The sequence below is a fragment of the Streptomyces sp. MP131-18 genome (genome assembly GCF_001984575.1).
In the GTDB taxonomy this organism is placed as follows: domain Bacteria; phylum Actinomycetota; class Actinomycetes; order Streptomycetales; family Streptomycetaceae; genus Streptomyces; species Streptomyces johnsoniae.
On sequence record NZ_LZNS01000001.1, the window covers coordinates 4,062,343 to 4,085,093 of the forward strand.

Annotated in this window: 22 protein-coding genes and 2 pseudogenes; 13 read left to right on the top strand and 11 right to left on the bottom strand. The window is 72.8% G+C overall.

The genetic code is table 11. The features are described 5' to 3' along the window. Positions 1–181 precede the first annotated feature (181 nt). On the top strand, positions 182–478 hold the full coding sequence (locus STBA_RS18200; RefSeq protein WP_077060261.1) for a hypothetical protein: 297 nt from the start codon (positions 182–184) through the stop codon (positions 476–478). Positions 479–551: 73 nt separating this feature from the next. Here STBA_RS18200 and STBA_RS18205 read toward each other — a convergent pair whose 3' ends face one another. From STBA_RS18205 to STBA_RS39295, 4 genes are all read right to left on the bottom strand, one after another. Beyond that, positions 552–1,118 (bottom strand): hypothetical protein, encoded by a 567-nt coding sequence (locus STBA_RS18205; RefSeq protein ID WP_077060262.1) that lies wholly within the window; start codon positions 1,116–1,118, stop codon positions 552–554. A 128-nt stretch (positions 1,119–1,246) separates the two neighbouring features. After that, positions 1,247–1,786, bottom strand: a complete 540-nt coding sequence (locus tag STBA_RS18210; RefSeq protein ID WP_079251999.1) for an META domain-containing protein — start codon at positions 1,784–1,786, stop codon at positions 1,247–1,249. Positions 1,787–1,830: 44 nt separating this feature from the next. Beyond that, positions 1,831–2,871 (bottom strand): FAD-dependent oxidoreductase, encoded by a 1,041-nt coding sequence (locus STBA_RS18215; protein WP_077060264.1) that lies wholly within the window; start codon positions 2,869–2,871, stop codon positions 1,831–1,833. Positions 2,872–3,147: 276 nt separating this feature from the next. Then, positions 3,148–3,279, bottom strand: coding sequence for a hypothetical protein (locus tag STBA_RS39295; RefSeq protein WP_290443884.1), 132 nt, complete (start codon positions 3,277–3,279; stop codon positions 3,148–3,150). A gap of 4 nt (positions 3,280–3,283) precedes the next feature. Here STBA_RS39295 and STBA_RS36600 point away from each other — a divergent pair. Further along, positions 3,284–3,373: pseudogene (locus STBA_RS36600) on the top strand (DUF1772 domain-containing protein); the annotation flags it as partial. A 57-nt stretch (positions 3,374–3,430) separates the two neighbouring features. Here STBA_RS36600 and STBA_RS18220 read toward each other — a convergent pair. Together STBA_RS18220 and STBA_RS18225 are read right to left on the bottom strand one after the other, a co-directional pair. Then, positions 3,431–3,655: a DUF397 domain-containing protein gene (locus STBA_RS18220; protein ID WP_077060265.1), complete on the bottom strand. Its 225-nt coding sequence runs from the start codon at positions 3,653–3,655 to the stop codon at positions 3,431–3,433. Continuing rightward, entirely contained in the window at positions 3,652–4,527 is an 876-nt protein-coding gene (locus STBA_RS18225; protein ID WP_077060266.1) for a helix-turn-helix transcriptional regulator, read from the bottom strand. Before STBA_RS18225 ends, STBA_RS18220 begins: the two co-directional genes overlap by 4 nt. Before the next feature lie 206 nt (positions 4,528–4,733). On the opposite strand from STBA_RS18225, the gene STBA_RS18230 reads away from it, so the two are divergent. The 4 genes and pseudogenes from STBA_RS18230 (at position 4,734) to STBA_RS18245 (ending at position 7,509) form a co-directional block, all read left to right on the top strand. After that, complete coding sequence (locus STBA_RS18230; protein WP_077060267.1) at positions 4,734–4,958, top strand: hypothetical protein; 225 nt, start codon at positions 4,734–4,736, stop codon at positions 4,956–4,958. Between the two features lie 92 nt (positions 4,959–5,050). Continuing rightward, on the top strand, positions 5,051–5,593 hold the full coding sequence (locus tag STBA_RS18235) for a hypothetical protein (RefSeq protein ID WP_143659508.1): 543 nt from the start codon (positions 5,051–5,053) through the stop codon (positions 5,591–5,593). Between the two features lie 71 nt (positions 5,594–5,664). After that, positions 5,665–7,008, top strand: a complete 1,344-nt coding sequence (locus tag STBA_RS18240; protein ID WP_079252001.1) for a S28 family serine protease — start codon at positions 5,665–5,667, stop codon at positions 7,006–7,008. Between the two features lie 134 nt (positions 7,009–7,142). After that, a pseudogene (locus STBA_RS18245) lies at positions 7,143–7,509 on the top strand (helix-turn-helix domain-containing protein). A gap of 50 nt (positions 7,510–7,559) precedes the next feature. On the opposite strand, the gene STBA_RS18250 reads toward STBA_RS18245, so the two are convergent. Next, complete coding sequence (locus STBA_RS18250; protein ID WP_077063412.1) at positions 7,560–8,777, bottom strand: serine hydrolase domain-containing protein; 1,218 nt, start codon at positions 8,775–8,777, stop codon at positions 7,560–7,562. A 382-nt stretch (positions 8,778–9,159) separates the two neighbouring features. Here STBA_RS18250 and STBA_RS18255 point away from each other — a divergent pair, with 382 nt between their 5' ends. Both STBA_RS18255 and STBA_RS18260 read left to right on the top strand, forming a co-directional pair. After that, positions 9,160–9,627 (top strand): cupin domain-containing protein, encoded by a 468-nt coding sequence (locus STBA_RS18255; RefSeq protein ID WP_077060270.1) that lies wholly within the window; start codon positions 9,160–9,162, stop codon positions 9,625–9,627. 104 nt (positions 9,628–9,731) lie between these two features. Next, positions 9,732–10,205, top strand: coding sequence for a MarR family winged helix-turn-helix transcriptional regulator (locus STBA_RS18260; RefSeq protein ID WP_077060271.1), 474 nt, complete (start codon positions 9,732–9,734; stop codon positions 10,203–10,205). Positions 10,206–10,533: 328 nt separating this feature from the next. On the opposite strand, the gene STBA_RS18265 is transcribed toward STBA_RS18260, so the two are convergent. Beyond that, entirely contained in the window at positions 10,534–13,692 is a 3,159-nt protein-coding gene (locus tag STBA_RS18265; protein WP_077060272.1) for an AAA family ATPase, read from the bottom strand. A 90-nt stretch (positions 13,693–13,782) separates the two neighbouring features. Next, on the bottom strand, positions 13,783–14,001 hold the full coding sequence (locus STBA_RS18270) for a DUF2277 domain-containing protein (RefSeq protein ID WP_077060273.1): 219 nt from the start codon (positions 13,999–14,001) through the stop codon (positions 13,783–13,785). Between the two features lie 168 nt (positions 14,002–14,169). Here STBA_RS18270 and STBA_RS18275 point away from each other — a divergent pair, with 168 nt between their 5' ends. The 3 genes from STBA_RS18275 (at position 14,170) to STBA_RS18285 (ending at position 19,340) form a co-directional block, all read left to right on the top strand. After that, positions 14,170–15,138 carry a right-handed parallel beta-helix repeat-containing protein gene (locus STBA_RS18275; protein WP_077060274.1) on the top strand — a complete coding sequence of 323 codons (969 nt, stop codon included), beginning with the start codon at positions 14,170–14,172 and terminating at the stop codon, positions 15,136–15,138. Between the two features lie 125 nt (positions 15,139–15,263). Next, positions 15,264–18,479: a substrate-binding domain-containing protein gene (locus tag STBA_RS18280; protein ID WP_077060275.1), complete on the top strand. Its 3,216-nt coding sequence runs from the start codon at positions 15,264–15,266 to the stop codon at positions 18,477–18,479. An 81-nt stretch (positions 18,480–18,560) separates the two neighbouring features. Continuing rightward, complete coding sequence (locus STBA_RS18285) at positions 18,561–19,340, top strand: alpha/beta hydrolase (protein WP_077060276.1); 780 nt, start codon at positions 18,561–18,563, stop codon at positions 19,338–19,340. Here STBA_RS18285 and STBA_RS18290 read toward each other — a convergent pair. Both STBA_RS18290 and STBA_RS18295 read right to left on the bottom strand, forming a co-directional pair. Then, on the bottom strand, positions 19,330–20,682 hold the full coding sequence (locus tag STBA_RS18290) for an FAD-binding oxidoreductase (protein ID WP_077060277.1): 1,353 nt from the start codon (positions 20,680–20,682) through the stop codon (positions 19,330–19,332). The genes STBA_RS18285 and STBA_RS18290 overlap by 11 nt on opposite strands. 67 nt (positions 20,683–20,749) lie before the next feature. Next, a complete protein-coding gene (locus STBA_RS18295) occupies positions 20,750–21,292 on the bottom strand; it encodes a helix-turn-helix domain-containing protein (RefSeq protein WP_077060278.1) in 543 nt (180 codons plus the stop codon). 95 nt (positions 21,293–21,387) lie between these two features. Here STBA_RS18295 and STBA_RS18300 point away from each other — a divergent pair, with 95 nt between their 5' ends. Together STBA_RS18300 and STBA_RS18305 are read left to right on the top strand one after the other, a co-directional pair. Beyond that, entirely contained in the window at positions 21,388–22,236 is an 849-nt protein-coding gene (locus STBA_RS18300; protein WP_077060279.1) for an NAD(P)H-binding protein, read from the top strand. 65 nt (positions 22,237–22,301) lie between these two features. Beyond that, entirely contained in the window at positions 22,302–22,742 is a 441-nt protein-coding gene (locus STBA_RS18305; protein WP_077060280.1) for a DNA-binding protein, read from the top strand. Positions 22,743–22,751 lie beyond the last annotated feature (9 nt).

Genomic DNA, 22,751 nt, shown 5'->3' on the forward strand with positions numbered 1-22,751 from the left:
CGGGGAACCTCGGAGAACGTCTGCTCGGTGTCGCCGATCGTCCTCGCGCAGCCTGCCGCGACGCGTACGACGCCTGGCCGACCGCCATCGCCGACGGCCTGCGCGCCCCCGAGCGAGTACCGCGTGACGGTGCGGCTGGGCTCTCCTGCCCGGCCACCATGTCGGCGCCGGGAGAGGGCCGATGGCCAAGCTGAACGTCGCCCGCGTCATCACCGGCCGCGACCGGAACGACAGGACCCACCAGGCGCGCATCGGCATGCGGGGCAGGGCCCGGTACGTCGAATGCGACACCTGCGGCTACCGGAAGGCGGCGCCCATCGCCGCAGCACGCGCGGCGGACCGGCACCTGACCGGCCGCCACGGCGTGGGCCTGGACAGTGTGCGTCAGGAGCGTCCCGCCTCCGCCGCGGTGAGACCGCTGCTAGTGGTGGCGTTCATCGCGCTGTTGTTCGTCCTGATGTTTCTCAACGCGCCCTAGGCGTGCCGTTCATCGCCCGGTCCGGGGGCAGAGTGCGGCCCGTTCCCCGTGGGGAACGGGCCACGGGTGGGGGTCAGGCGCGGGAGATGCGCCAGTCGGCTACGTTGGCGGAGCGGTTGTAGTACGCGTTGGTGCACACGTCGTACTTGCCGCTGGCGGGGCCGTGGCCGTTGGTCTCCAGGAAACCGCCGTTGCCGCCGTAGACGTTCCACAGGTGAACGGTGTCCCCGATGTGGACGTTGGCGTCCTGCGGGGCGGAGGTCTGGGCGAAGATCCGCCACTCGGCGGTGCCCGTGCCGCGGTCGGCGCTCTTGGCGGTCTGGACGTCGTACTTGGCGCCGGCCTTCTTCTGCTCCGCGGTGGCGTGCCCGTTGGTGTCCAGGTAGCTGCCGGCCGAATAGAGGTTGCGCAGGGTGATCAGGTCTCCGCTGGCGACCGGCGTGCCGGCGGCCTTGCCGTCGGCCGAGGCGACCTCCCAAGTGCCGGTGCCCTGGCCACGGTTCGCGCTGTCGGCGGTGGAGACCCCGTAGACGCCGCCGGTGGCGGTGCTGTGGCCGTTGGTGTCGAGGTAGCCGCCGCCCCAGTTGCTGTATGCGTTTTGCAGGTGAATCCGGTCGCCGTACTTGAGTACTTCGGCCATGGAAGAGTCCCATTCTCTGATCGATGACGTATTGCCCCCCGACGCGGGCGGCCAGCCGATCCTTCAGGACCTTCGCCGCAGCAGGAGGGCTTTCAAGATCACGCACTCCGATCGAGTGAACCGCCTTCCTAGGTGGTGGGTAGCGGGATGGGCAGGTCTTCGGTGAGCGTGATGGTTCCGCCTGCGTGGTTGGTGAGGGTGAGGGTGGCGGGGTCGTTCATGCCGGGGCCGTCCTCGTCCTCGATCTCGTAGGTGAGGCTGCCCTGGAAGACGTCGAGGAAGTGCTCCTCGAAGGCGTCCTCTTCCCCGGCGCAGCCGGTGTCCGTTCTGATCACCTCGTCCACCAGCAGGGTGTCGCCGCTGAGCGTCACGTCGGAGCCGTAGCGGCATCCGTACTCGTCGAGGAACTCCTCGACGTCGGGCAGGTCCAGGTGGACGAGGGTCAGGCCCGGCGGCCGGGGGTGCTCGGTGCCGTCGACCGTGACCTGCTCCGGCAGCCAGCGCGAGTCCGTCAGCTGCTCCGCCCCGTCGGGGGTGCCGTTGCCGGTGCCGCCCTCGGTCCCGGTCCCGGTCCCGGGCTCGGGCTCGGGCCCGGTCTCGCAGCCGGCCAGGGCGGCCATGGCCGCGAGCGCAACCGCCACCACGGGGCGGAGTTGTCCATGTCTCATGCCGCTCAGACGTTCAACGGCCGCGGTAGGTTCGGGCGGTGAGGTCAGTGGACGCGTGGCCGGCAACGCAGAAGCTCGCGAGCCGGTCTGGCGGTCACGAGTTCGTCGGCGACGAGCCGTCCGACGGTGGGCGCCAGGGTGACGCCTGGGTGCATCACCGCGACGTAGACGGACCGATCGTGTGTCGCGTAGCCGATGAGCGGTCCGTGCGCGGGCATGGGGCGTCTGCCGGTGCGGTAGCCCAGCAGGCGGCACTCGTCGCTTCCACGGAAGGCCGTCCGCAGGCGCCGGAGAGCGTCCTGCGCGGCCCGTTCACGGAGCGCCGCTGGACCGTCAACGTGCGGCAGGACCAGCAGAAGCTCGCCGTCACGCACTTCCCGGACCTCCAGATCAGGGCGCGCCACGATGGTTCTGACCAGGCCGGGCGGTGCTGCGACCCGCGCGAGGGTGGCCGGAGAGGCAGCAACGGGCAGATCGGCCGGCAGCGGCTCGCAGAGCTGGGGGACGTTGGTTCCGGCAGTGAGCACGACGGTCGCGGCCGAGTGCGGCCCGGTTGCGGACAGCACTCCCTCGACGCGCTCTCCGGACAACTGCAAAGAGGTAACGGCGGTTTCGTAGCGTACGGTGGCGCCATGGGCCTCGGCCGCGGCCACCAACGCGCCGGTCAGCGCCGTCGCATCGACACCGGCGTCGCCGGGAACGTGGACGGCTTGATCCGGAGGGTGCCGGAGGTTGGGTTCCAGGGCGGTGATGTCACTTCGCCCGACGCGGAACTGTCCGGGCATCAGCCGTGACTCCTGATCCGGTCCGCCTCCCCAGTTCAGCGAGCCGGTCCGGCGGAGGGTGACGTCGGGCAGTTCGGCCTCCAAACGCTCGTAGTCCGCCAGAACGTACTCGCGCAAGTCCTGTGCTCCGCCGGGCCAATCGCCTCCGGAACCGCCGACCCAGGCGAACGAGTCCGCGGTAACCCCGGTGCCCGGCCCCGGCCCCTGTTCGAGCAGGGTGACCGGAACGCCTCGACGCGCCAAGTGGTAGGCCACTGAGGCACCGACGATCCCCGCACCGACCACGACAACGGCTGACATGAGGTCCTTTCCGCCGGCACAACGACCGCTCGGGCCGTGCTCCGGCCGCAGCGGCATAGTCGGCCCGCTGCCGAAAGCGGCGCAACGGAATTATGCGGCGCCTCGCCTTGCTCAACTGGCCTCGGTTCCCGGGAACGTCCGCGGCACATCGTCGCTGCGGAGAACGGTCGATTCCTCCGAAGGGTGATCAGCCCGGAACTGCTGGACATTGCATTGGAAAGGAACGGAAGAGGCGGGGAGGCACCGCACGTTGAAGCGGGAAGCCCTCGGACCGGGTCACCAGAGGAGCGCGGTGTCCATGTCCTGCTGCCAGTACGTCACCATCGCGGATTCGTCGATGACGACTTCGTCCTCGGGGAGGGGCGTGGCCACGCTCTCGGTGTCGTCGATGTGGAAGGAGACCTCCATGGACGTGGACCGCTGGGACCGCTTCCACTACGTCCGCGTCGCCGTCATCATCGCTGCCTTCGCCCTGCTGGCCGCCGCCCTCGCCCGAGCCTGAAGATCAGCGCGAGGGCGGCCCGCTCTCCCCGGTCGTCGGGGCGGAGCGGGCCGCGGGTCAGGGTGTGCCGTCGAGGATGCCTTGGCGGAACGCGTCCCATTCCTCCGCGGTGTAGCGGAGGGGAGCGCGGTGGGGGTTCTTGGAGTCGCGGATGGCGACGCCGCCGCCGGGGAGGTCGGTGATCTCCACGCAGTTCTCCGCGCCGTCGCTGCGGGGGGACTTGCGCCAGACGGCTTCAGTGAGATCGACGGCGTAGAGGTCGTCCTTGCGGGACGCGTTCATTTCCGGTTCCTTTCGATGAAGGTCTTGATCAGCTGCTGTGAATCGTCCACCGAGAGGGCGGCGGCGACGACCCGTTCGAAGGCGGTATCGAAAACTTTCACATCCTCGATGCCCTCCACGAAGTGGCCGCCGCGGATGTTCTCCAGCATGACCACGGTGGGCCAGGGGTGCGGGAAGCGCACGATCTGGAAGAGGCCGAGCATCCCCGGGTGCGGCGTCGCGGTCAGCGGCATCACCTGGATGGTGATGTTCGGCAGTTCGGTCATGTCCAGCAGGTGCTTGAGCTGCTGGCGCATCAGGAACGGCTGTCCGGCGGACCGCTGGTGCAGACCGGCCTCGTGGATCACCGCCCACAGTTTCAGCGGGGCGCCCTCCGGTCTGGTGGTGAGGATGGCCTGGCGCATCTTCCGGATCTCGGCAAGGGCCATAACCTCCTGCGGAGTGCGGGTGGTTGAGATGCCGGCGATGATCTCACGGGCGTACGGGCCGGTTTGCAGGAGTCCGGGGATGAGTCCAGGCGTGTAGATGTGGACGCTGTCGGCGTCGGTCTCCAGCGTCAGAAAGTCCTTGTAGCTGAGACCGACGGCGTCCCCGTACGCCTGCCACCAGCCCTGTTTTCCGGCGTCCTTGGACAGGCCCTCCAGTGCGGCGATCACCTCGGGGTCGGTGATGCCGTACTGGGCGAGGAGTTTGGCGACGTCCTGCGGCAGCAGGCGGGCCACGGCGGTTTCGATGCGGGACAGCTTGCTCTCGTCCCAGCCCATCGCGCGCGACGCCGTCAGCAAGGTGACCCCGGCCTCGTTGCGGTACTTCCGCAGGGCTCCGCCGAGTCGTCGCCTGCGCAATGTTGGGATGGCCCGAACATTCGGCATGGTGCTATTTCACACTCCTCCGGTGCTGGTTCAGAAGGTTTGGGTGCGCGGAAGTCCCCCGCGGGTGCGGCATGCGAGGTACGGGGTGACCATTCTTTTGCTTAAACCGCTGCCAAGCTTGCCCGTTGGCCTCCTGATGCCGCATTGTTCCTTCTCCAGCGCGTAGTTGCAGCCCGTTTCCGCGCGATCACCCGGAGTCGAACGCAATGTCCACGACCTTCCGCACGCCCCCACCGCCCGCCTGGCTCGTGCCGGGCGTTCGTGTCCGTGACGTCGCGACCGACGGCGTGGGCGTCGTCGTTCTGCTCCAGGACGCCACCGCGGAGGTCAGTACCCGCCGGATAAGGCGGCCCGTGCGCGCGCTGCTCCGGGCCGAGTGCTGGGGCGGGCCGCTGTGGTGGGCCCCGGTCGCCGACCTTGTCACCGTCTGAGAAGGACATCCGCTGATATGTCTGTTCGCAGTGTGAGGCCGCGTACTCTGCCCGTTCCGTATGCCGTCGTGTGGTCCGCAGAAAAGACGGCGGTGAGCGGTTCGTTGACCGTCCGGGCCGATCGGAGCGGTCTCGCCTACCGGGACGAGACGCCCGGTGACCGTGACGGCCGGAGTGTGCTGTGGGCCAGGATCGGGCGGGCGCCGGGGAAGGGCCGGCCCGACTTCCGCGCCCTGCACTCCGACCGCCAGCGGCACACCATGCTCAACAAGCTGTGCCAGGTCTGCGGCGGGCAGGCCAGCCGAACGGCCAAGGGGTGGCTGTTCCTGCTCCAGCGCCCCGACGACATGGCCGGATCACCGGACTGGCCCGAGGGGACGCTCTGCACCAAGCCGCCGGTCTGCCGCCCGTGCGCCGCGCTGGCCGTCCGCCACTGCCCGCACCTGACCGATCCGGTGACCGTCCGTTTCCGCAAGCCGCGGACCTGGGGCGTGTTCGGCGGGTTCTTCTCCCCGACCCCGGCCGGGGGCCTCGCGTCCCACCCCGACAGCTGCCTGCCCTACGGCGATCCCTACGCCCCCTGGTTCCTGGCCTCCCAGCTCGTCGTCGAACTCACCCGCTGCACCGTGGATTGAGCCCCGGGCGGCCATGTTCAACTGCTTCGCTCAACTTCTCTGCAATTGTGGGTCGTTGTTAGCTTCGCGGCATGAGTCTTCGCAGGAGATGTCTGACCGGAGCGATTGCGCTGGCGGCCGGGGGTACGCTCATCGGCGGTCCCGCGGTGGCCGATTCGGGCCGGGACGCCGATGTCGCCGATATCAAGGACCGTATCCTGGCCGTTCCGGGCGTGAGTCTGATCGAGGAGAAGCCGGGGCCGGACGGCGAGCGCTTCTTCCTCCTCAACTTCACGCAGCCCGTCGACCACCGCGACCCGGACGGCGAGACGTTCGAGCAGCGCATCTCGATCCTTCACACAGGCGAAGAGCGGCCGACGGTCTTCTGGACCAACGGCTACTACATCAACCCGAACCCGGCGGTCAGCGAGCCCACCCAGCTCCTCGGCGGCAACGAGGTCGGCATGGAGCACCGCTTCTTCGGCGAGTCCGTGCCCGACCCGGACGACTGGAGCACGCTGGACATCTGGCAGTCCGCCAACGACCAGCACCGCATCTACCAGGCGCTGGACGACATTTACGCCGAGGAGTGGATCTCCAGCGGGCGCAGCAGGGGCGGCATGGTCGCGACCTACTACCGTCACTTCTTCCCCGAGGACATGGCGGGGACCGTCGCCTACGTCGCGCCCAGCATCACGGACCGCGAAGACACCGAGCCCTACGACGAGTTCCTCAACACCGTCGGCACGCCCGAGTGCCGCGACGCCCTCGCGGCGCTGGAACGGGAGGCGCTGGAGCGCCGCGACGAGATGGTCGGCCTGCATGCGGCGTGGGCCGAGGAGACCGGCGCCACGTTCGAGACCGTCGGCAGCGTCGACGCCTCGTTCGAGTCGGGACCGAACCTGCTGCGCTGGCAGTTCTGGCAGGTCCACACGGAGGCCGACTGCGCGGACATCCCCGCGACGACCGCCACCTCCCAGGAGATCTACGACTACCTGACGGCGACGACCGGCTTCGCCTCCGACCAGGAACTCGCCCCGACGCAGCCGCACTACTACCACGCCGCCACGCAGCTCGGTAACCCGCTGTACTCCGTCGACCACATCGCGGACCTGGTGGAGTACCCCGAGCTGATGTACTCGGCCGCCTTCGTGCCGCCGAACGTCGAGCTGCCCGCGTTCGACAACAGCGCGGTCGTCGACGTCCACAACTGGGTCCGCGACGAGAGCGAGCGGATGCTGTACATCAACGGGGCCGACGACCCGTGGAGCGCGAAGCCGTTCGAGGCGGGTGCCGGCAGCGAGGAGACGTACGTCATGACGGCGCCCGACACCAACCACGTCGGCATCAGCATCGACCGGCTCACCGAGGACGACCGCGCCGTGGCCACGTCGTCGCTGCTGGAGTGGGCCGGGCTCGGCGGCGCGCAGCGCTGAATCCCTCCCCGTGCCGGTCGGACAGCTCAGGAAAGCGCCACGCAGACCTCGAAGACGTCCGGCCGGCCGGGTCGGGGCCCTCCTGGTCTGACGGAGGGAGCCGCCACGCGCCGAATCAAGCCCGCGTCGTCCCGCTGCGCAAGGCGACGACGGCCGCCGAGCCGCGCGGAGGTGAGCGGACGGGGACAGGCGGAGCCCCAGGCCGCCCCGAACCCCTGTGGCGGCACGTCGTCGGCGACGTGCCGCACCGCAGACGCCTGGTGCAGGGGCGGACCCTCAAGGACGTGGCCGAGGCGGCCAGGATTTCCATGCCCTGTCTGTCCGAGGTGGAAGCGCGGGCGCAAGGAGGCGTCCTCCGAGGTGCTCGCGGCGGCGGCCCGCGCCCTCGGTCTGCGCCTGGCCGACCTCCTCGCCCCGGCCCACGGCGAGTTGGCCGGGCCCGCCCGGGCGGCGAGGGCTGCTGACGGGGACCGCCACCGCGAGGTGCGCCTGGCCGCCTGACCGTGCCGTGGCCGCCCGGACGCGGCGCCGTGGCGGCGCCCCGCGGCGCGTTACGAGGGCGAGGCGCTGTTCCCGGTGGCGGAAAAGGGCTCGTCGAGCATGTCGCAGATCGCGGCGTCGATCAGGGCCGAGTTGGCCGTGGCGGCCTCGGCTTCCATGATGCCGAAGTTGGTGCTGGTCAGGACCGCGACGCTGCGTTGGCCCGTGTCGTCGGTGTAGATCTCGCTGGAGTAACCGGGCAGGCCGCCGGTGTGGCCCCAGACGGTGCCGCAGGAGGTGGTCTTGCGCATCAGGCCGAGGCCGTAGTCGCCGTCCTCGTCGGGGATGGGGACGGTGGTGCGCATCTGCTCCATCTGGGCCTCGGGCAGGAGTTCACCGGACATCAGCGCGGACAGGAAGCGTGTCCAGTCCTCGGCGGTGGAGACCATGCCGCCCGCCGCCCAGGACCAGCTCGGGTCGATGTCGGTGGTGTTCACGTTGTCGTGCGGCCGCTCGGGGCCGACGAAACCTATCCCCTCCGGCAGGTCCACAACCGGGGCGAGGATGTCCCTGAGACGTTCGTCGTCCGGCTCGTAGCCGGATGCGTGCGGCTTCTCCGGGTCCCAGCTGCCGCTTGTGGCCAGGAAGGAGTCGTTCATGCCGAGCGGGTCGGTGATCCGCTCCGCGATCAGCTCGGACAGGCTCTGCCCGGTGGCCCGCTCGAGGATCAGGCCGAGGGCCGTGTAGTTGGCGTTGCTGTAGTAGTGGCTCTCGCCAGGAGCGGTCGGGGGGTCCTGGGGCTGGGTGATCGCGAGCAGTTCCCCGGGCTGCCAGACGCGCTGCTCCTGCCCGGTGAGGGAGGGCAGGAAGTCCGGGGTCAGCAGGTAGTCGTCCAAGCCGCTGGTGTGGTTGAGGAGCATCTCGACGGTGATGTCCTGGCCGCCCGGCACCAGTCCCGGCAGCCACCTCTCCACCGGGTCGTCCAGGCCGAGCCTGTGCTCGGCGACCAGTTGGAGAATGAGTGTGGCGGTGACCGACTTGGTATTGGAGCCGACCCTGAACTGATCGGTCGCGGCCAGATCATGATCGTCCTTGGTCCACTCGGCCTGGCGTGCGAGCTCCACCAGCCGGCCGTCGCCCTGCTCGACCCGGACTATCACGCCCAAGGAGCCTGTGTCCGCTGCGGTCTGTGCAAGCTCGGCCAGCCGTTTGTCCGGCGCGGGGGCGGGGCTCGCCTCCGCCTCCGCGCAGCCGATCAGGAGCCCGCTCAGGCCGGTCGCTAACGTCAGCGCCAGGGCGGTACGCAGGGGCCTGCGGCTCGTCGTCACGGGAGAGAACAAGGTGGTACTCCTTTGGGAACTTGCGTTCTGGGCCGCCTGGTTGGTGGCGGTTGTCCACGTTAGGGCCAGGCGCGTTCGCGAGAGGAGCCGTTCAGGCCCCCAGGCGGCCGGGGGGTTAAGCCCATCAGGGCCCGGTCGACACGTTGACAAATGGAGCGGGCTGTCGTCGCGGCCGCCCAGGGGGCGATGGCCAACGTGGGCCCCCATTTATGTTGCCAGCCACGCAAATGGCGTATACGTTTATGTGGCTGGCCACATAAATCGGCCCCGGCGGGCCGGTCTCCGCGCGGCCGGCTGCCCCGGACCGTCCTCTACCGCCGAGGAGAACCACATGACCCTGGCCTATCTGGCGCAGCGCGAGCAGCAGCAGAAGCTCGAATGGCTCGACGGAGGCACGTTCTCCGTGCTGCTCGGCAAGGACGCCACCGAAGGGAAGCTGACCGTGGGCCGGTTCGACGTCCCCCGGGGCGAGGCACCGCCGTTCCATCTGCACACGCGCGAGGACGAGGTGTTCCTGCTCGTCAAGGGCACCGCCGTGGTGTGGTGCGGCGAGGAGGAACACGAGTTGGGTGAGGGAGGGATCGTCTACCTGCCGCGCGGCATCCCGCACTCCTACCGCATCACCTCCGAGCGCGCGGACCTCCTCATGATCGCCACGCCCGGCGGCATTGAGGGCATGTTCCGCCACGCCGGACGGGACCTCGCCACGCCGCGTCCCGAAGACTTCGAAATCTCCCCGTCCCTGCTGGCGGAGGCCGCCGGGCTGTACGGCAACATCGTCGTCGGCCCGCCGCGATGACGGGCAGCACGGCTCGCACGGCGGGCGGCTCTCCCCGACCCAGGTCTTCTTCCGCGGCGGCGGCACTTCGGTCCCCCGCCCACGCACCCCGAGGAACATGAGCGATGAACGATCCCGGACCTCCGGTGCCGAGCTCCGCCCGCGAGGGACGCCTGAGCCACGCGGTCTTCCAACTCGCCCGAGCTCACCGGAGCCGGGCCGCCGCCATGCTCCGCGCCATGGATCTCCATCCGGGGCAGGAACTGCTGCTGATGCAGCTCTTGGACAAGGACGGCCAGACCCAGTCCGAACTCCTCGCCGGCGTCGGCCTGGACCACTCCACCGTCTCCAAGTCCCTGCGCCGGATGCAGGACGCCGGGCTGCTCACCCGCGAACCGGCAGAGCACGACCGGCGCGCGGTGGTCGTTCGGCTCACCGACAAGGGCCGCGCCCTACGGGAGCCCCTCACGGCGATGTGGCGAACGCTGGAGGAAGCATCCGTGCGGGATCTGAGCCCGGAGGAGGTCGAAGCGTTCATCGGCATCGCCCGCCGGATCGAGGTGGCGGTCGGCGACCGCGACCGCCCGTCACCGTCGTAGCCCGGCACCCCTCGCCGCGTTGCCGCATCGCCCGAGCAGGCCCTTTGCGAGGCCGATCCGGCGGATGCCGCCGCGGCCGAGCCGGCGGAGAACCGGAGCCTCCCGGGCCGGGGCGCGCGCGGTCCGGGCGTGCGTGGGCGCGGCCGGGTACCCGAGTTTGACGGCATGACAGCATCGGCCCCGGCGACGCGCCACACGGAAGGACCGCGCCGGTCGGTCACGAGCCGACGGGAACGCGGCCGGATCAACTCCGCGATGTCCGCGGTCAGCTCGTAGGGACCGTCATCACCGTCACTCAAGTCACCGCTCCCGGCCGTGGATTCGCCGCCTACAGCCGGAAGTGGGCTTCCTCGCCCGGGGGCGGGTGGTAGGTGCATACCGTGCCGGTGGAGACGGTTGCGCGGAGGTGGGCGGCCAGTTCGGGGTGGTGGGTGTCGAGGCGGCGCAGGGTGTCGCGGATGCGGGCGGTGACCGTCTTCCTGGCCCGTTCCGCCTCGTCGCCGAGCCGCCTGCTGCGCCCGCCGAGGCCCGCGGCGGCGCGCAACTCGTCCAGCAGCGCGGCTCGTTCGCGGTCGAGCTCGGCCGCCTTCGCCGGGTCGCCGCGCCCGGCCGCCCGGTCGATCTCGTCGTCCAGCCGGTCAAGACGCTGCCGGTAGCGCGCCTTCGCCTCGTCGTCGAGCACCGGATCGCCGCCGAACACCTGCACCTCGCCGGACGGGTCGAGCAGCCGGCCGGCGGCGATGTCCTGCCCCGCCTGCCCGATCAGGTGGCGCAGGTCCCGCAGCCCCTTCGCGTCCGGCAGGTGAACGGTGCGCCCGGCGTAACGGAGCGTCCACACCCGCCCGTCGAAGCGGAACTCGTTCCGCTCCGGCGCCGCGGCCCGCGGCTCCGACAGCGCCGCCGCGGCCTGCTCCGCCACGTTCCGCAGGCCGAGGTCCGCCGCCTCCTCCGCCGTCTCGCGCAGCAGCACCCGCGCCGCTTCCGCGTCGCCCGCGCCGCCGCGGCCGAGCAGCGCGCGGGCCAGGTGCAGCCGCGCCCGCGCCGCCCAGGGGCGGGCCAGCAGCCGGTCGGCCGACCTGGCCGCCTCGGTGAACGCCCCGACCGCATCGTCCCAGCGTTCCTCGGCGAGGTCCAGCAGGCCCGACCACAGCAGGAACGGGCCGCTGATGTCGAACCCGAACATCGACACCGCCCACTGCCCGGCCAGCGGCGCGAGCTTCGCCCTGGCCGCGGCGATCAGCTCCGGGTCGCGGGACAGGGCGGCGGCCTGCGCCTGGAAGCGCAGCCACAGCGCCTCGACATGCCGCGGGTAGCACGCGGCCCGCGCCGTGTCGAAGTGCCGCATCGTGGCGGCCACTTGACCCTGCTCGGCCGCGTCGATGCCCGCGACCAGCTCCGGGTGCGGGTGTCCCTTCGCGCCCGAACTCACCTGTTGTTCCGCCAGCTCCGCGAACCGGCCCTGCTCCTGGAGCAGCGCCCAGCACATGTGGTTGCGGAAGAGCGCGAGCTCCTCGCGGTCGTCGTGGCGCATCAGATCCGCCAGCCGGGCCCGCGCCTCCTCCGCCTCGGCGAACCGGCCCTGGAAGGTGGCGAGGATGGTCCGGTCGATGGCCGCCGACAGGTGGTAGCGCGGCCGGTCCATGCGTTCCACGGAGGCCAGGAACGCGTCGAACTGCTCCAGGTAGCGCGGATCGCCCTGCTCAAGGAGCGCGACCCAGCCGAGCGCCGTCGCGAAGTGCTCCAGGTCCGCGTTGCCGCGGCGGCGCGCCATTTCGGCCATCTCGGCGGTCAGCGCCTCGCGTTCGGCCGCGGTGCCAGGACCCCAGATGGTGTCGTGCCGCGCCCACAGGCTGAACGAGAGGGCGTCCTCGTCCTGCCCGCGCCGTGCCAGCACGGCGGAACGGATGCTCAGCTCGCGGGCGATCCGCTCCAGCGTGTCCGGGTCCTCGCCCGCGGGCAGCGGTCTGCCCTGCGGTTCGCCGATCAGCCGCCGGTGGGCGTGCTGGAGGAGCTCCGTGTTCAGCCGGCCGAGCCGGGTGCGGAAGATCGGGCCGTTCGACTGGTACATCGACAGCGCGACCCGGGCCATCAGCTCCGGATCGTCCAGGCGGCGGGCCTCGTCGGCCACCTGCTCGTAGACGTCGGTCGCGTGCACGGGGCCGCCGGCGTGGCCGAGCTGGCCGGCGAGGTCGAGCCCGGCCAGGATGCGGCGGCGAGGGCCGACCGCGGCGGCCAGCTCGAACGCCTTGCGGCTGTGGCCGATCGACTCCTCGAACGCCATCCGGCCCCTGGCCTCCTCGGCGGCGGACCGCAGCAGCTCCACGGCGAGTGCGGCATCCAGCTCGCCGCCCGCCAGGTGCGCGTGCCGGGCCAGGTCCGCCGGGGGCACGCGGTCGGCCAGCTCGGGCGCGCCGTCGAGCGCGCGGACGACGGCGGCGTGCCGGCGCCGCTGCTCGGCCTCGTCCAGCGAGTCGTACAGCGTCTCGCGGACCAGATCGTGCGCGAACGCGAAGCGTCCTGAGGGGCGTTGCTCGACGAGGCGGGCCACGGCCGCGTGGGCGAGGAGCCGGTCGACCTCGGCCACGGGCGCGGCGGCGGTGGCCGCGAGCACCTGCCGGTGGAACTCCCGGCCCAGCACCGCGGCGCCGGTGAGGAGGGCGACGACGTGCTCCGGCAGCAGCCCGAGCCGCCGCCGCACCGCCTCCCGCACCCCGGGCGGGATGCCGCCGACCCCGCCGCCGCCGTGCCACAGCCGGGCGGTCTGCTCGACGAAGAACGGGTTGCCGCCGGTGCGCCGGTGCACCTGGGCGACCAGTCCCTGGCCCGGGTCCCGGCCCGCGGTGCGGGCCATGAGCGCGCCGACCTCGTCCGCGTTCAGACCGGCGAGCGCCAGCGTCGTCGCCTTGGCGACCAGCGGCATCATCAGCGCGTGCAGCGGGTGTTCCGGCGGTGCGACCTCCGTGTCGCGGTAGGTGCAGATCAGCAGCAGCCGTTCGAACCACGTGTGCTGGACCGCGAACTGGAGCAGCCGCAGGGACGCCGTGTCGGCCCAGTGCAGGTCTTCGAGAACGATCACCACCGGCCGGTGCTGCGAGGCGGTGACCAGGGCCGTCGTCACCGCGTCGTGGAGGCCGAAGCTCTCGGCGGCGCCCGCGCCGCCCGTTCCGGCGAGCAGGATCGCCAGGTCGGGGCCCGCGGCCTCCTCGGCCGCCGCCCACTCCCGCGGTGCCGCCGCGCGCCGCAGCCCGCGGATCACCTGCACCCACGGCCAGTAGCCGGGCGCGTTCTCCGCGTGCCAGCACGAGCCGCCGAGCACGAGGGCGCCCCGGGCCCTGGCCTCCTCGGCCGCGCCGGTCACCAGCGCGGTCTTGCCGATGCCCGCCTCGCCGGCGACCAGCACGAGACCGCCGTGACTCGCCACGGCCCTGGCGATCTGAGAGCGGAGCACGCCGGCCGCGTGCTCCCGCCCGAGCAGGTCGTCGAACACGTGTGCCCCTGAAGGTCCGCTGTCCGGTAGTCCGGTAGTCCGGTAGTCCGGTATGAGCATGGCACAACGCGGCCCTCGCGCCGCCGGGCGCTACCTGGGGGTGGAGCCGCGGACGGTCAGGTTGGCGAGCAGGTGCCGGGTCGCCTCGGTCACCGCGTCCACCGCCTCGTCGAACACCTCGCGGTTGTGCGCGGCGGGCGCGCGGAATCCCGACACCTTGCGCACGTACTGGAGCGCGGCGGCGCGGATGTCGTCGTCACTGACCTCGGGCGTCGCCGGCGGGCGGAGCGTCTTGATGCTTCGGCACATGCCTCCAGTGTGCACCCGTCCCGAAGCCCCATCCGGACGCAATAGTCCACACGCGGCCCGGCATCGTCCACAGGTCCCGGCCTAGCATCGAGGCCACGCCGAAGCCGGCCGGCACCGGTCTCTCTCCCCCCACACCCCCCACACCCCCCACACCGGACGGAGAATCCCATGCGCAGGACGAGCGCACGATTCAAGCTGGCCAGCGCCGTGGCCGTCACGGCCGCCGCGGCCACCTTCGGCGGCATCACCGCCGCCGGCGCGGCCGAGCCCGCCGCCGAGAACGACATACTCGCCGTCGGCACGCCCACGGGCTTCGGCGCCGCGACCACCGGCGGCGCCGGCGGCGACACGGTCACCGTGTCCGACGCCGACGCGTTCATCGAGGCCGCGTCGAGCGACGGGCCGCTCCAGATCGAGGTGGACGGCACCATTCAGCTCGACGACATGGCCGACGTGTCGTCGGACAAGACCATCATCGGCGTCGGCTCCGGCAGCGGCTTCGACGGCAGCGGCCTGCACGTCGCCGACGCCGACAACGTGATCATCCAGAACCTGGTGTTCGCCAACTCGAACGACGACGGCATCAACGTCCAGTACTCGACGAACGTCTGGATCGACCACAACGACTTCACCAACCCGAACGACGGCGCCCTGGACATCAAGCGCGCGTCGACCGACATCACCGTGTCGTGGAACCACACCTACGACTCGGACAAGAACATGCTCCTCGGGCACGACGACGACAACGCCTCCGAGGACGTCGGCCGGCTGAACGTCACGTACCACCACAACTGGTTCGACGGCGTCAACCAGCGGAACCCGCGCGTCCGCTTCGGCGACCCGGTGCACGTGTACAACAACTACTACAACGACATCGGCAGCTACGGTGTCGCGTCCACCGAGGACGCCGGGGTGCTCGTCGAGGCCAACTACTTCGAGAACACCGACGACCCGTACCACCTCGGCGAGGGCGACTCGGGTCCCGGCAGCCTGGTGGCCGTCGACAACCACTACGAGAGCTCCAGCGAGGGCGAGACCGGCGGCTCCGTCTCCGACATCCCCTACAGCTACACCCCGGACGCGGCGACTGACGTCAAGTCCATCGTGACCGGCGGCGCGGGCGTCGGGAACATCTGACCCGGCACGCCAGAGCCGAGGGCCGGCGCCGCGGCACTGCCGCGACGCCGGCTCTTGTCGCCGCGCCGCACCGCCGCTATCGTCCACGCCACCCCCGGCGTCGTGCGAGGAGCGAGGCGGCCCCCATGGCGGAACGCGGGCCAGGCCAGGAACGGCGGCTCACGGTCGGCCTGGTCACGGCCAACATCCACCTGGGCGTTGGCGCCACCCTGTGGTCCGGGGTGCTCGACGCCGCGGAACGCGAGGACGTCAACGTCGTCTGCTTCCCCGGCAACGCCCTGCGCCCCGGCGGCGGCGACCCGCGCAACGCCGTGTACGACCTCATCGACGCCGCCCGCCTCGACGGCGCCATCTGCTGGTCCTCCACCCTCGGCGTGCCCGCGGCCGACGAGGACGCCGACCCCGGCGGGGCCGCCGCCCGCCTCGCCCGCCGTCTCGGCGGGCTCCGCCACGTCGTCAGCCTCAACCGCGTCCTCACCGGCCACGAAACGCTGCGCCTCGACTCCTACGCCGGGATGCGCGACGCCGTCGGCCACCTCGTCGAACACCACGGCCGCCGCCGCCTCGCCTGCCTGCGCGGCCCGCTCGCCAACCCGGTCTCCCGCGACCGGTTCCGCGCCTACGCCGACGCCCTCACGCGCTACCGCCTGCCGCGTGACCACTCCCTCGTCTCCGCCTCCCTCGACTACGCCGCGGGCGCGGGCGCCACCGCCATGGGCGTTCTGCTCGACGTGCGCGGGCTGCGCCCAGGACGCGACTTCGACGCCGTCGTCGCGTGCAGCGACGTGCTCGCCGCGGACGCGCTGCGCTTCCTCGCCGGGCGCGGCATCCGCGTCCCCGACGACATCGCGGTGATCGGCTTCAACGACTCGCTCGAGGCGCGGATCAGCGACCCGCCGCTGACCTCGGTCTCGCTGCCGTTCGCGGAGCTCGGCTCCCTCGCCGTGGACACCCTCCTCGCCCGGCTGCGCGGCAACGCCCCGCCCGCGCGCCGCGTCGTGCCGGGCACGCTCGTCACGCGCCGCTCGTGCGGCTGCCACTCGCCGCTGGTCAGCCAGGGCGAGGAGGACGCGCCGCCGCCGGAGGGGCCGCCGCTGGCGGCGGACCTGGCCGCCGCGCTGACGCGGCCGGGCGCCGCGTTCCTCAACGCGATGGAACGGCACATCGCCGACCACGTGCACACGTTCGAGGACGCCGCCGCCCTCGACCGCGCCCTGCTCCGGGAGCGCGCGGGCGCGGACTCCGGCGCCGACCCCGGAGCGGACTCCGGGGCGCGGTCGGCCGTTCGCATCGAACGGCTGCTCGGGCAGGCGAGGCTGATGGTGGCGGACAAGTCCCACCGGCTGCTCGAATACGAGCGCTGGACCAACGAGCAGCAGGACCGCAGGCTGCGCGAACTGGCCACCGCGCTGACGGCCGTGACCGACACCGCGGGCCTCACCGACGCGCTCGACCGGCACCTGCCGGCGCTCGGCGTCCCCGGCTGCCGCCTGGCCATCGCCGGCGAGGAGCCGCCCGCCGGGCGGGCGGCGGGCGGGCTGCTGCCCGCGGACCACCGGTTCACCGCCGTTCTCGAACCCCTGCACCTCGGCGAAGAACGCCTCGGCCACGCCGTCTTCGACGCCGGCCCGCGGGAGGGTGCCGCCCGCAACGGCGCCCTGTACCGCGCGCTCGGCGACCAGATCAGCGCCGCCCTGGGCGGGGTGCGGCTGTTCACCGAGGTGCGGCGCGCCCGTGACGCGGCCGAGCGGGCCAGCCGCTTCAAGACGAGGCTGCTGGACAACGCCACCGACGAACTGCGCACCCCCGTTGAGGCGATCCTCGCGCACACCCGGCCCGGCGACGCCGCCCACGAGGACGCGGGCCGGCTGCTGCGGCTCATCGACGACCTGCTCGACCTGTCCCGCTCCGAGATCGACGCGCTGGCCCTGCGCCGCCGCCTGACCGACCCGCGCCCGCTGCTCGCCGAGGCGCTGCGGGCCGCGGGCAGCGGCGGGCGGCCGCACCTGCCGCGCCGCCTGCCCGCCGTCCTCGCCGACGCGGGGCGGCTGCGGCAGATCCTGCACAACCTGCTGACCGTCGCGGCCGGGGAACGCACCAGGCTCACCGTCCGAGTGGGGCCGGCCCGGCTCACCGTCCTGGTCACCAGCCCCGACTTGGCGCTCCCGGCCGCGGAGGACGACCAGCTGTTCCACCCGTTCGCGACCGGCGCGCCCGGCACCCGGCTCGGCCTGGCCATCGCCCGCCGCCTCGCCGTTCTGCACGGCGGCACCCTCGCCCCGCACCGCGGCCCGGGCGGCAGCGGCTTCCACCTCACGCTGCCGCTGCCCACCCCGGCCGAGCCGCCCGCGCCCCGCCCGGCGGGCCGCACGCTGCTGGTGGCCGCGGACGGCGCCGTGCCCGCCGAGTTCGCCGCCCTGGCCCGGGACCACGGGCTCGACCTGCACCGGCTGCACCCGGACGACGACCTGGCCGCGCTGCTCGCGCCGCCAGGACCGGCGGCCGTGGCCTGGGATACCGGGCACGCGACGGCGCACGAGTGGTCGGCCGTCCGCCGCCTCCACGACCATCCGGCGCTGCGGCACACCCCGTTCCTGCTGTACGGCGAGGCCGCGGGCGAGGCGCTCGACCATGCGCTGGGCGCGCTGAAGCCCTCGGGCCTCGGCGTGCCCGTGGTGGTCGCGGACGGCTCAGCGGCCCGGCGCGAGGAGTTCCGCAGGCTGCTGCCCGAGCACCAGGTCAGGGCCGCGGCCGACGGAACGGCGGCGCTCGCGCTGATCGCGGAGGAGGCGCCGGGGTTGCTGATCGTCAACCGGGCGCTGCCGGACATGGACGGCTTCGACCTCGTCGAACGGCTGCCGGGCACGCCCGCGCTGATGATCGGCGACCAGGGCTTCACGGCGGCGGACGCCCGCCGCGCCGACCCGCACCCGGGTCTCGTGCTGCTCGGCCGCGACATCCTCACCGGCCCGGAACTGGTCCGGCTGCTCGCCGCTATGACGGCCCGCGCGCCGCGCGCGGCCGATCCGGCGCCGGTGCGCCACGCCCTGGCCTGCATCGAGCAGCACTACCGGCACCGCCTGACGCGCTGGCAGATCGCGCAGGCCGCGGGCGTCAGCGAGGACCACCTCGGGCGCCTCTTCCACCGCGAGATCGGCGTGACGCTCTGGGAGTACCTGACGCGCCTGCGCATCAGGCAGGCGAAAGAACGCCTCCAGCGCAGCGACGACAGCGTGCAGACGGTGGCCAGGGCCGTCGGCTTCCACGACCGCGCCTACTTCAGCCGCGTGTTCCGGCGGCTGACCGGCGTGGCCCCGCACGCCTACCGCGACGCGTCCTGAAGCTCCGGGGCCGGCCGATGAGTTCCGTCCGCCGCCGCGGTCCACCTTCCGAGGAAGTGTGTCAACGGGAGGGACGTCACCATGGAAGCCACCGCGGTCTCGGCGGACGGCACCGGCATCGCCATCACCAGGACGGGCAGCGGGCCGCCCGTCGTGCTGGTCGACGGGGCGATGTGCCATCGGGAGTTCGGCCCCTCGGCGGATCTGGCCGCGCGGCTCGCGCCGGATTTCACCGTGCACGCCTACGACCGGCGCGGACGCGGCGGCAGTGGGGACAGCGCGCCGTACGCGGTGGAGCGCGAGGTCGACGACCTGCGGGCGGTGATCGCCGCGGCGGGCGGCTCCGCCTGCGTCTACGGCGTCTCCTCCGGCGGCATCCTCGCGCTTGAGGCCGCGGCGCGCGGGGCGGCGATCGACCGGCTCGCGGTGTTCGAGCCGCCGCTGCCGGGTCCCGGGCTCGCGGGGGACGCCGCTGCCGAGCTGGCGCCGCGGCTGGCCGCGCTGGTCGCCGACGACCGGCGCGGCGAGGCCGTCGAGCTGTTCCAGACCTCGATCGGGGTGCCGCAGGAAATGGTGACGTCGATGCGCGGGGCGCCGTTCCGGCCGGGGCTCGAAGCCATCGCGCACACCCTCGTCTACGACCTGACGGTGACCGGTGCGGCCCTCCCCGGCCGGTACGCGTCGGTCGCGGCTCCGGCGCTCGTGCTGCGCAGCGAGGACACCAGCGCGGGCCTCGCGGCCTCGGCGCGCGCCCTGGCGGAGGCCGTGCCGGGCGCGCTGCTCCGGGCGCTGCCGGGGCATTTCCACGAGGTGGCGCCGGAGGAGCTGGCCCCGGTGATCGCCGCGTTCTTCAAGGGCTGAGGGCGCCGCCCGGCGGGATGTTGTGGTTGACGCGGAAGACGTTCGCCGGATCGTAGGTGCGCTTCAGCTCGGTCAGCCGCGCGAAGTCGCCCGGGTCGAACGCGGCGGACAGCCGGGACGCCTCGGTCTCGCCGCTGCCGAGGAAGTTGACGAACGAGCCGCCGCCGCTCCAGGGCCGCATCGACACGTGCAGCCGGTCGGGCGCGTCGCCCGCGGCCGGGTCGGCCCCGGTGTACAGGGAGAACGCGGCCGAGCGGTGCCCGACCGCGTTGGGCACGCGGGGCGGGCGGGCGTAGGCCCCGCCGAAGTGGCGCAGTTCGGTGACGAACGGCGCCCGCGCAGCCGGCCCGGCGGTGGCCAGCAGGGTGTCGACGGCGGCCGGGGGCAGGCCGGTCAGCAGGGTGCCGCGGTCGTGGGCGGCGGCGGACGCGGTCGGCTCGTGGTGGATGGCGCCGACGTCCCGGTAGGGCATGTCCGAGACGGTGTCGAGCAGCGGGGTCCCGACGGCGCGCAGCGGCGCGACGAGGGGTTCGCCCTCGGCGGGCGGCCCGGACCAGGCGATGCGCAGGTGCGTCACGTGGTGGCCGCGCAGCGGGCCCGGTACCTCGGGCACGTCCGGGTAGGCCATCAGCAGTACGGAGGAGGCCATCTCCTCGGGCAGGTCCCGCGTCCACTCGGCCCAGGCGTGCAGCGCGTCGGCGCACAGCTCGGCCGGGAAGTACAGGCCGCCGCCGTAGAGGCGGGCGACGGGGAACAGCGCGATCTCCATGGCGGTGACCACGCCGAAGTTCCCCTTGCCCGCGCCGCGCAGGGCCCAGAACAGCGAGGGGCAGGTGTCGGCGGTCACCGTTCTGGGGGTGCCGTCCGCGGGCACGAGGTCGAGGCTGCGCACGTGGTCCGCGGCGTAGCCGTAGCGGCGGCCGAGGAGTCCCGCGCCGCCGCCGAGCGTGTAGCCGACGGCGCCGACGTGCGGGCTCGACCCGTTCAGCGGCGCCAGGCCGTAGGGCGCGGCGGCCTCGATGACGTGGTGCCAGCGCGCGCCGGCGCCCACGCGGGCCGTGCGGGCGCCCGGATCGACGGTGACGCCGGTCATCCGGCCCGTGGTGATCAGCACCGCGTCCTGGCCCGCCGGTACGGAGGGCCCGTGACCCGTGGCGAGGACGCCGATGCCGAGGCCGCGGTCGGCCGCCCGGCGGACGGCACCGACGATGTCCTCGGAGCTGCCCGCGCCGACGACGTAGGCGGGGCGGTGGTCGACGGCGAGGTTGAAGCCCGTGCGTTCGGCGTCGTAGCCCTCGTCGCCGGGGCGGAAGACATGTCCGGTCGGTCCCGTTTCGCTCACCCTCGTCAAGCTAGCCGCGGCGGCCGGACGCGGTCTTGTACGAAACGGCCGCGGACGGGGGAGCGCGTCAGCCGCGCGCCAGGCCGTCGATCATGAAAGTGAGCAGCCGGTCGGCCTGTGCGGGCGGCACCTGGTCGCGCAGCCAGGCCGCGGCGCTGATCAGGGCGAACACGTCGTCGGCCGTCGTGTCGGCGCGGATCTCGCCCGCCGCGGCGGCGCGGGCGACGAGGTGCTGCCCCGCCTCGCTCATGCGCCGGCAGGCCGCGTTCAGCTCCGAGGTCTCGTCGTCGAGGCTGCCGAGCAGCTGGGCGGCCAGCCCGCGGTAGGTCGCGGCGTGCTCGGTCACGGCGGTGATCCACTCGGCGAGGGCCGCCCCGGTCCCGTCGGCGTCGCGCAGCCGGTCGCCGAGCCGGAAGACCGCGTCCTGGCGATCCCGCAGCAGCGCTCCGAGCAGGGCTCTGCGGGTGGGGAAGTGGCCGTAGAGGGTGCCGATGGCGACGCCCGCGCGGCGGGCGACGGCTTCGAGCGAGGCGTCGGAGCCCTGCTCGCGGAACACGGCCTCGGCCTCGGCGAGCAGGCGGTCGCGGTTGCGGCGGGCATCGGCGCGCATGGGGCTGCCTCCCGGGGCGGGGCGGATAAGTCGAGGCTGCCTCGATATGGTGCTTGTTGTCGAGGCAGTCTCAGATTAACCGGAGGGCGTGCGCAGTGATCTTGGTGACGGGGGCCACCGGCTCCATCGGCAGGCATCTGGTGCGGCACCTGGCCGCCGCGGGCGCGGACTTCGCGGCCCTGGTGCGGACGGCGGCGAAGGGCGAAGCGCTCGGCTGCCGCTACGTCGTCGGCGACTTCGACGACCCCGGCTCACTGGCCGCCGCGTTCGCGCGGCTCGGGCCCGTGGACCGGCTGCTCCTGAACAGCACGGGCGCCGTGCCGGTACCCGACGGGGCGCCGCAGCCCATGGTCCGCAGGCAGAACGGCGCGATCGACGCCGCCCGCGCGGCCGGCGTCGGCCGCGTCGTGAAGATCTCGGCACTCGGCCCCCGGCCCGGCGGGAAGCTGTCGCTCGGCGCGCACTGGGAGATCGAACGGCACCTGAAGGCGTCCGGCGTGCCCTGGTCGATCCTGCGGCCGAGCGGCTTCATGCAGAACTTCACGACCGGGGACGGCGGCTACGTCCGGGACGGCGCGCTGGTCGGGACGTTCGGTGCGGGCCGGGTGGCCTACGTCGACGCGGCCGATGTCGCGGCGTGCGCCGCCGTCCTGCTGACGGGGCGGCGCGGCGCCGGCGAGACGCACGTGCTGACCGGGCGCGAGGCCCTGACCCACCGGGAGATCGCCGCGAAGCTCGGGCTCGGCTTCCGCGACGTCCCGGCGGCGGAGGCGGCGGCCGGGCTGCGGGCGCGAGGGCTGCCCGCGGGGTTCGTGGCCGATCTGGTGTGGCTGTGGGAGGACATGGCCGCGGGCGGCCTGTCCGAGGTGACCGGTGCGGTCGCGGAGCTGACCGGACGCGAGCCGCGCACCTTCGACGCGTGGCTGGCCGCCGGGCGAGAGTGAGTAGTGAACAGTTTGTTTACATCAACCTGTTGACAACGGAGTGTGTGCGGCGGCACGGTGGGGGTATGGACCGCAACGAGAGCCCCGCGCCGGGCGCCGACCCGTTCACACCCCCCGACCCGGACGAGGCGCGGGCGCACCGCGTGTACGCATCGCTGTTCCGCATTGCCGAGCGGCACGCCACCACCGGCGAGCAGCGCGCGCGGCAGGTGCACCCGTACACGCTCGCGCCGCACGAGGCCATCAGGCTGGTGTCGTTCCTGCTCAGCGGCGCCGCCGCGCTCGACGACGGCGAGCCGGAGATCGACCGGGCGGACATCACCGCCGCGCTGACGCTGGTGCCGCGGGCCCGCGGCGAGATGGACGAGCTGGAGGCCGGACTGCTCACCATGGCCAGGGGCCGCGGCCTGACCTGGCAGGAGATCGCGTTCGGTCTCGGCCTGGGCACCCCGCAGGCCGCGCGCCAGCGCTACGCCCGGCTCGCCGGCCGCGTCCCCGAGGAGTGAGCGCCGAGG

Coding starts and splice junctions, on each gene's coding strand:
- STBA_RS18200 (WP_077060261.1), top strand. CDS start 182: ATGGCCAAGCTGAACGTCGCCCGCGTCATCACCGGCCGCGACCGGAAC.
- STBA_RS18205 (WP_077060262.1), bottom strand. CDS start 1,118: ATGGCCGAAGTACTCAAGTACGGCGACCGGATTCACCTGCAAAACGCA.
- STBA_RS18210 (WP_079251999.1), bottom strand. CDS start 1,786: ATGAGACATGGACAACTCCGCCCCGTGGTGGCGGTTGCGCTCGCGGCC.
- STBA_RS18215 (WP_077060264.1), bottom strand. CDS start 2,871: ATGTCAGCCGTTGTCGTGGTCGGTGCGGGGATCGTCGGTGCCTCAGTG.
- STBA_RS39295 (WP_290443884.1), bottom strand. CDS start 3,279: ATGGAGGTCTCCTTCCACATCGACGACACCGAGAGCGTGGCCACGCCC.
- STBA_RS18220 (WP_077060265.1), bottom strand. CDS start 3,655: ATGAACGCGTCCCGCAAGGACGACCTCTACGCCGTCGATCTCACTGAA.
- STBA_RS18225 (WP_077060266.1), bottom strand. CDS start 4,527: ATGCCGAATGTTCGGGCCATCCCAACATTGCGCAGGCGACGACTCGGC.
- STBA_RS18230 (WP_077060267.1), top strand. CDS start 4,734: ATGTCCACGACCTTCCGCACGCCCCCACCGCCCGCCTGGCTCGTGCCG.
- STBA_RS18240 (WP_079252001.1), top strand. CDS start 5,665: ATGAGTCTTCGCAGGAGATGTCTGACCGGAGCGATTGCGCTGGCGGCC.
- STBA_RS18255 (WP_077060270.1), top strand. CDS start 9,160: ATGACCCTGGCCTATCTGGCGCAGCGCGAGCAGCAGCAGAAGCTCGAA.
- STBA_RS18260 (WP_077060271.1), top strand. CDS start 9,732: ATGAACGATCCCGGACCTCCGGTGCCGAGCTCCGCCCGCGAGGGACGC.
- STBA_RS18270 (WP_077060273.1), bottom strand. CDS start 14,001: ATGTGCCGAAGCATCAAGACGCTCCGCCCGCCGGCGACGCCCGAGGTC.
- STBA_RS18275 (WP_077060274.1), top strand. CDS start 14,170: ATGCGCAGGACGAGCGCACGATTCAAGCTGGCCAGCGCCGTGGCCGTC.
- STBA_RS18280 (WP_077060275.1), top strand. CDS start 15,264: ATGGCGGAACGCGGGCCAGGCCAGGAACGGCGGCTCACGGTCGGCCTG.
- STBA_RS18285 (WP_077060276.1), top strand. CDS start 18,561: ATGGAAGCCACCGCGGTCTCGGCGGACGGCACCGGCATCGCCATCACC.
- STBA_RS18295 (WP_077060278.1), bottom strand. CDS start 21,292: ATGCGCGCCGATGCCCGCCGCAACCGCGACCGCCTGCTCGCCGAGGCC.
- STBA_RS18305 (WP_077060280.1), top strand. CDS start 22,302: ATGGACCGCAACGAGAGCCCCGCGCCGGGCGCCGACCCGTTCACACCC.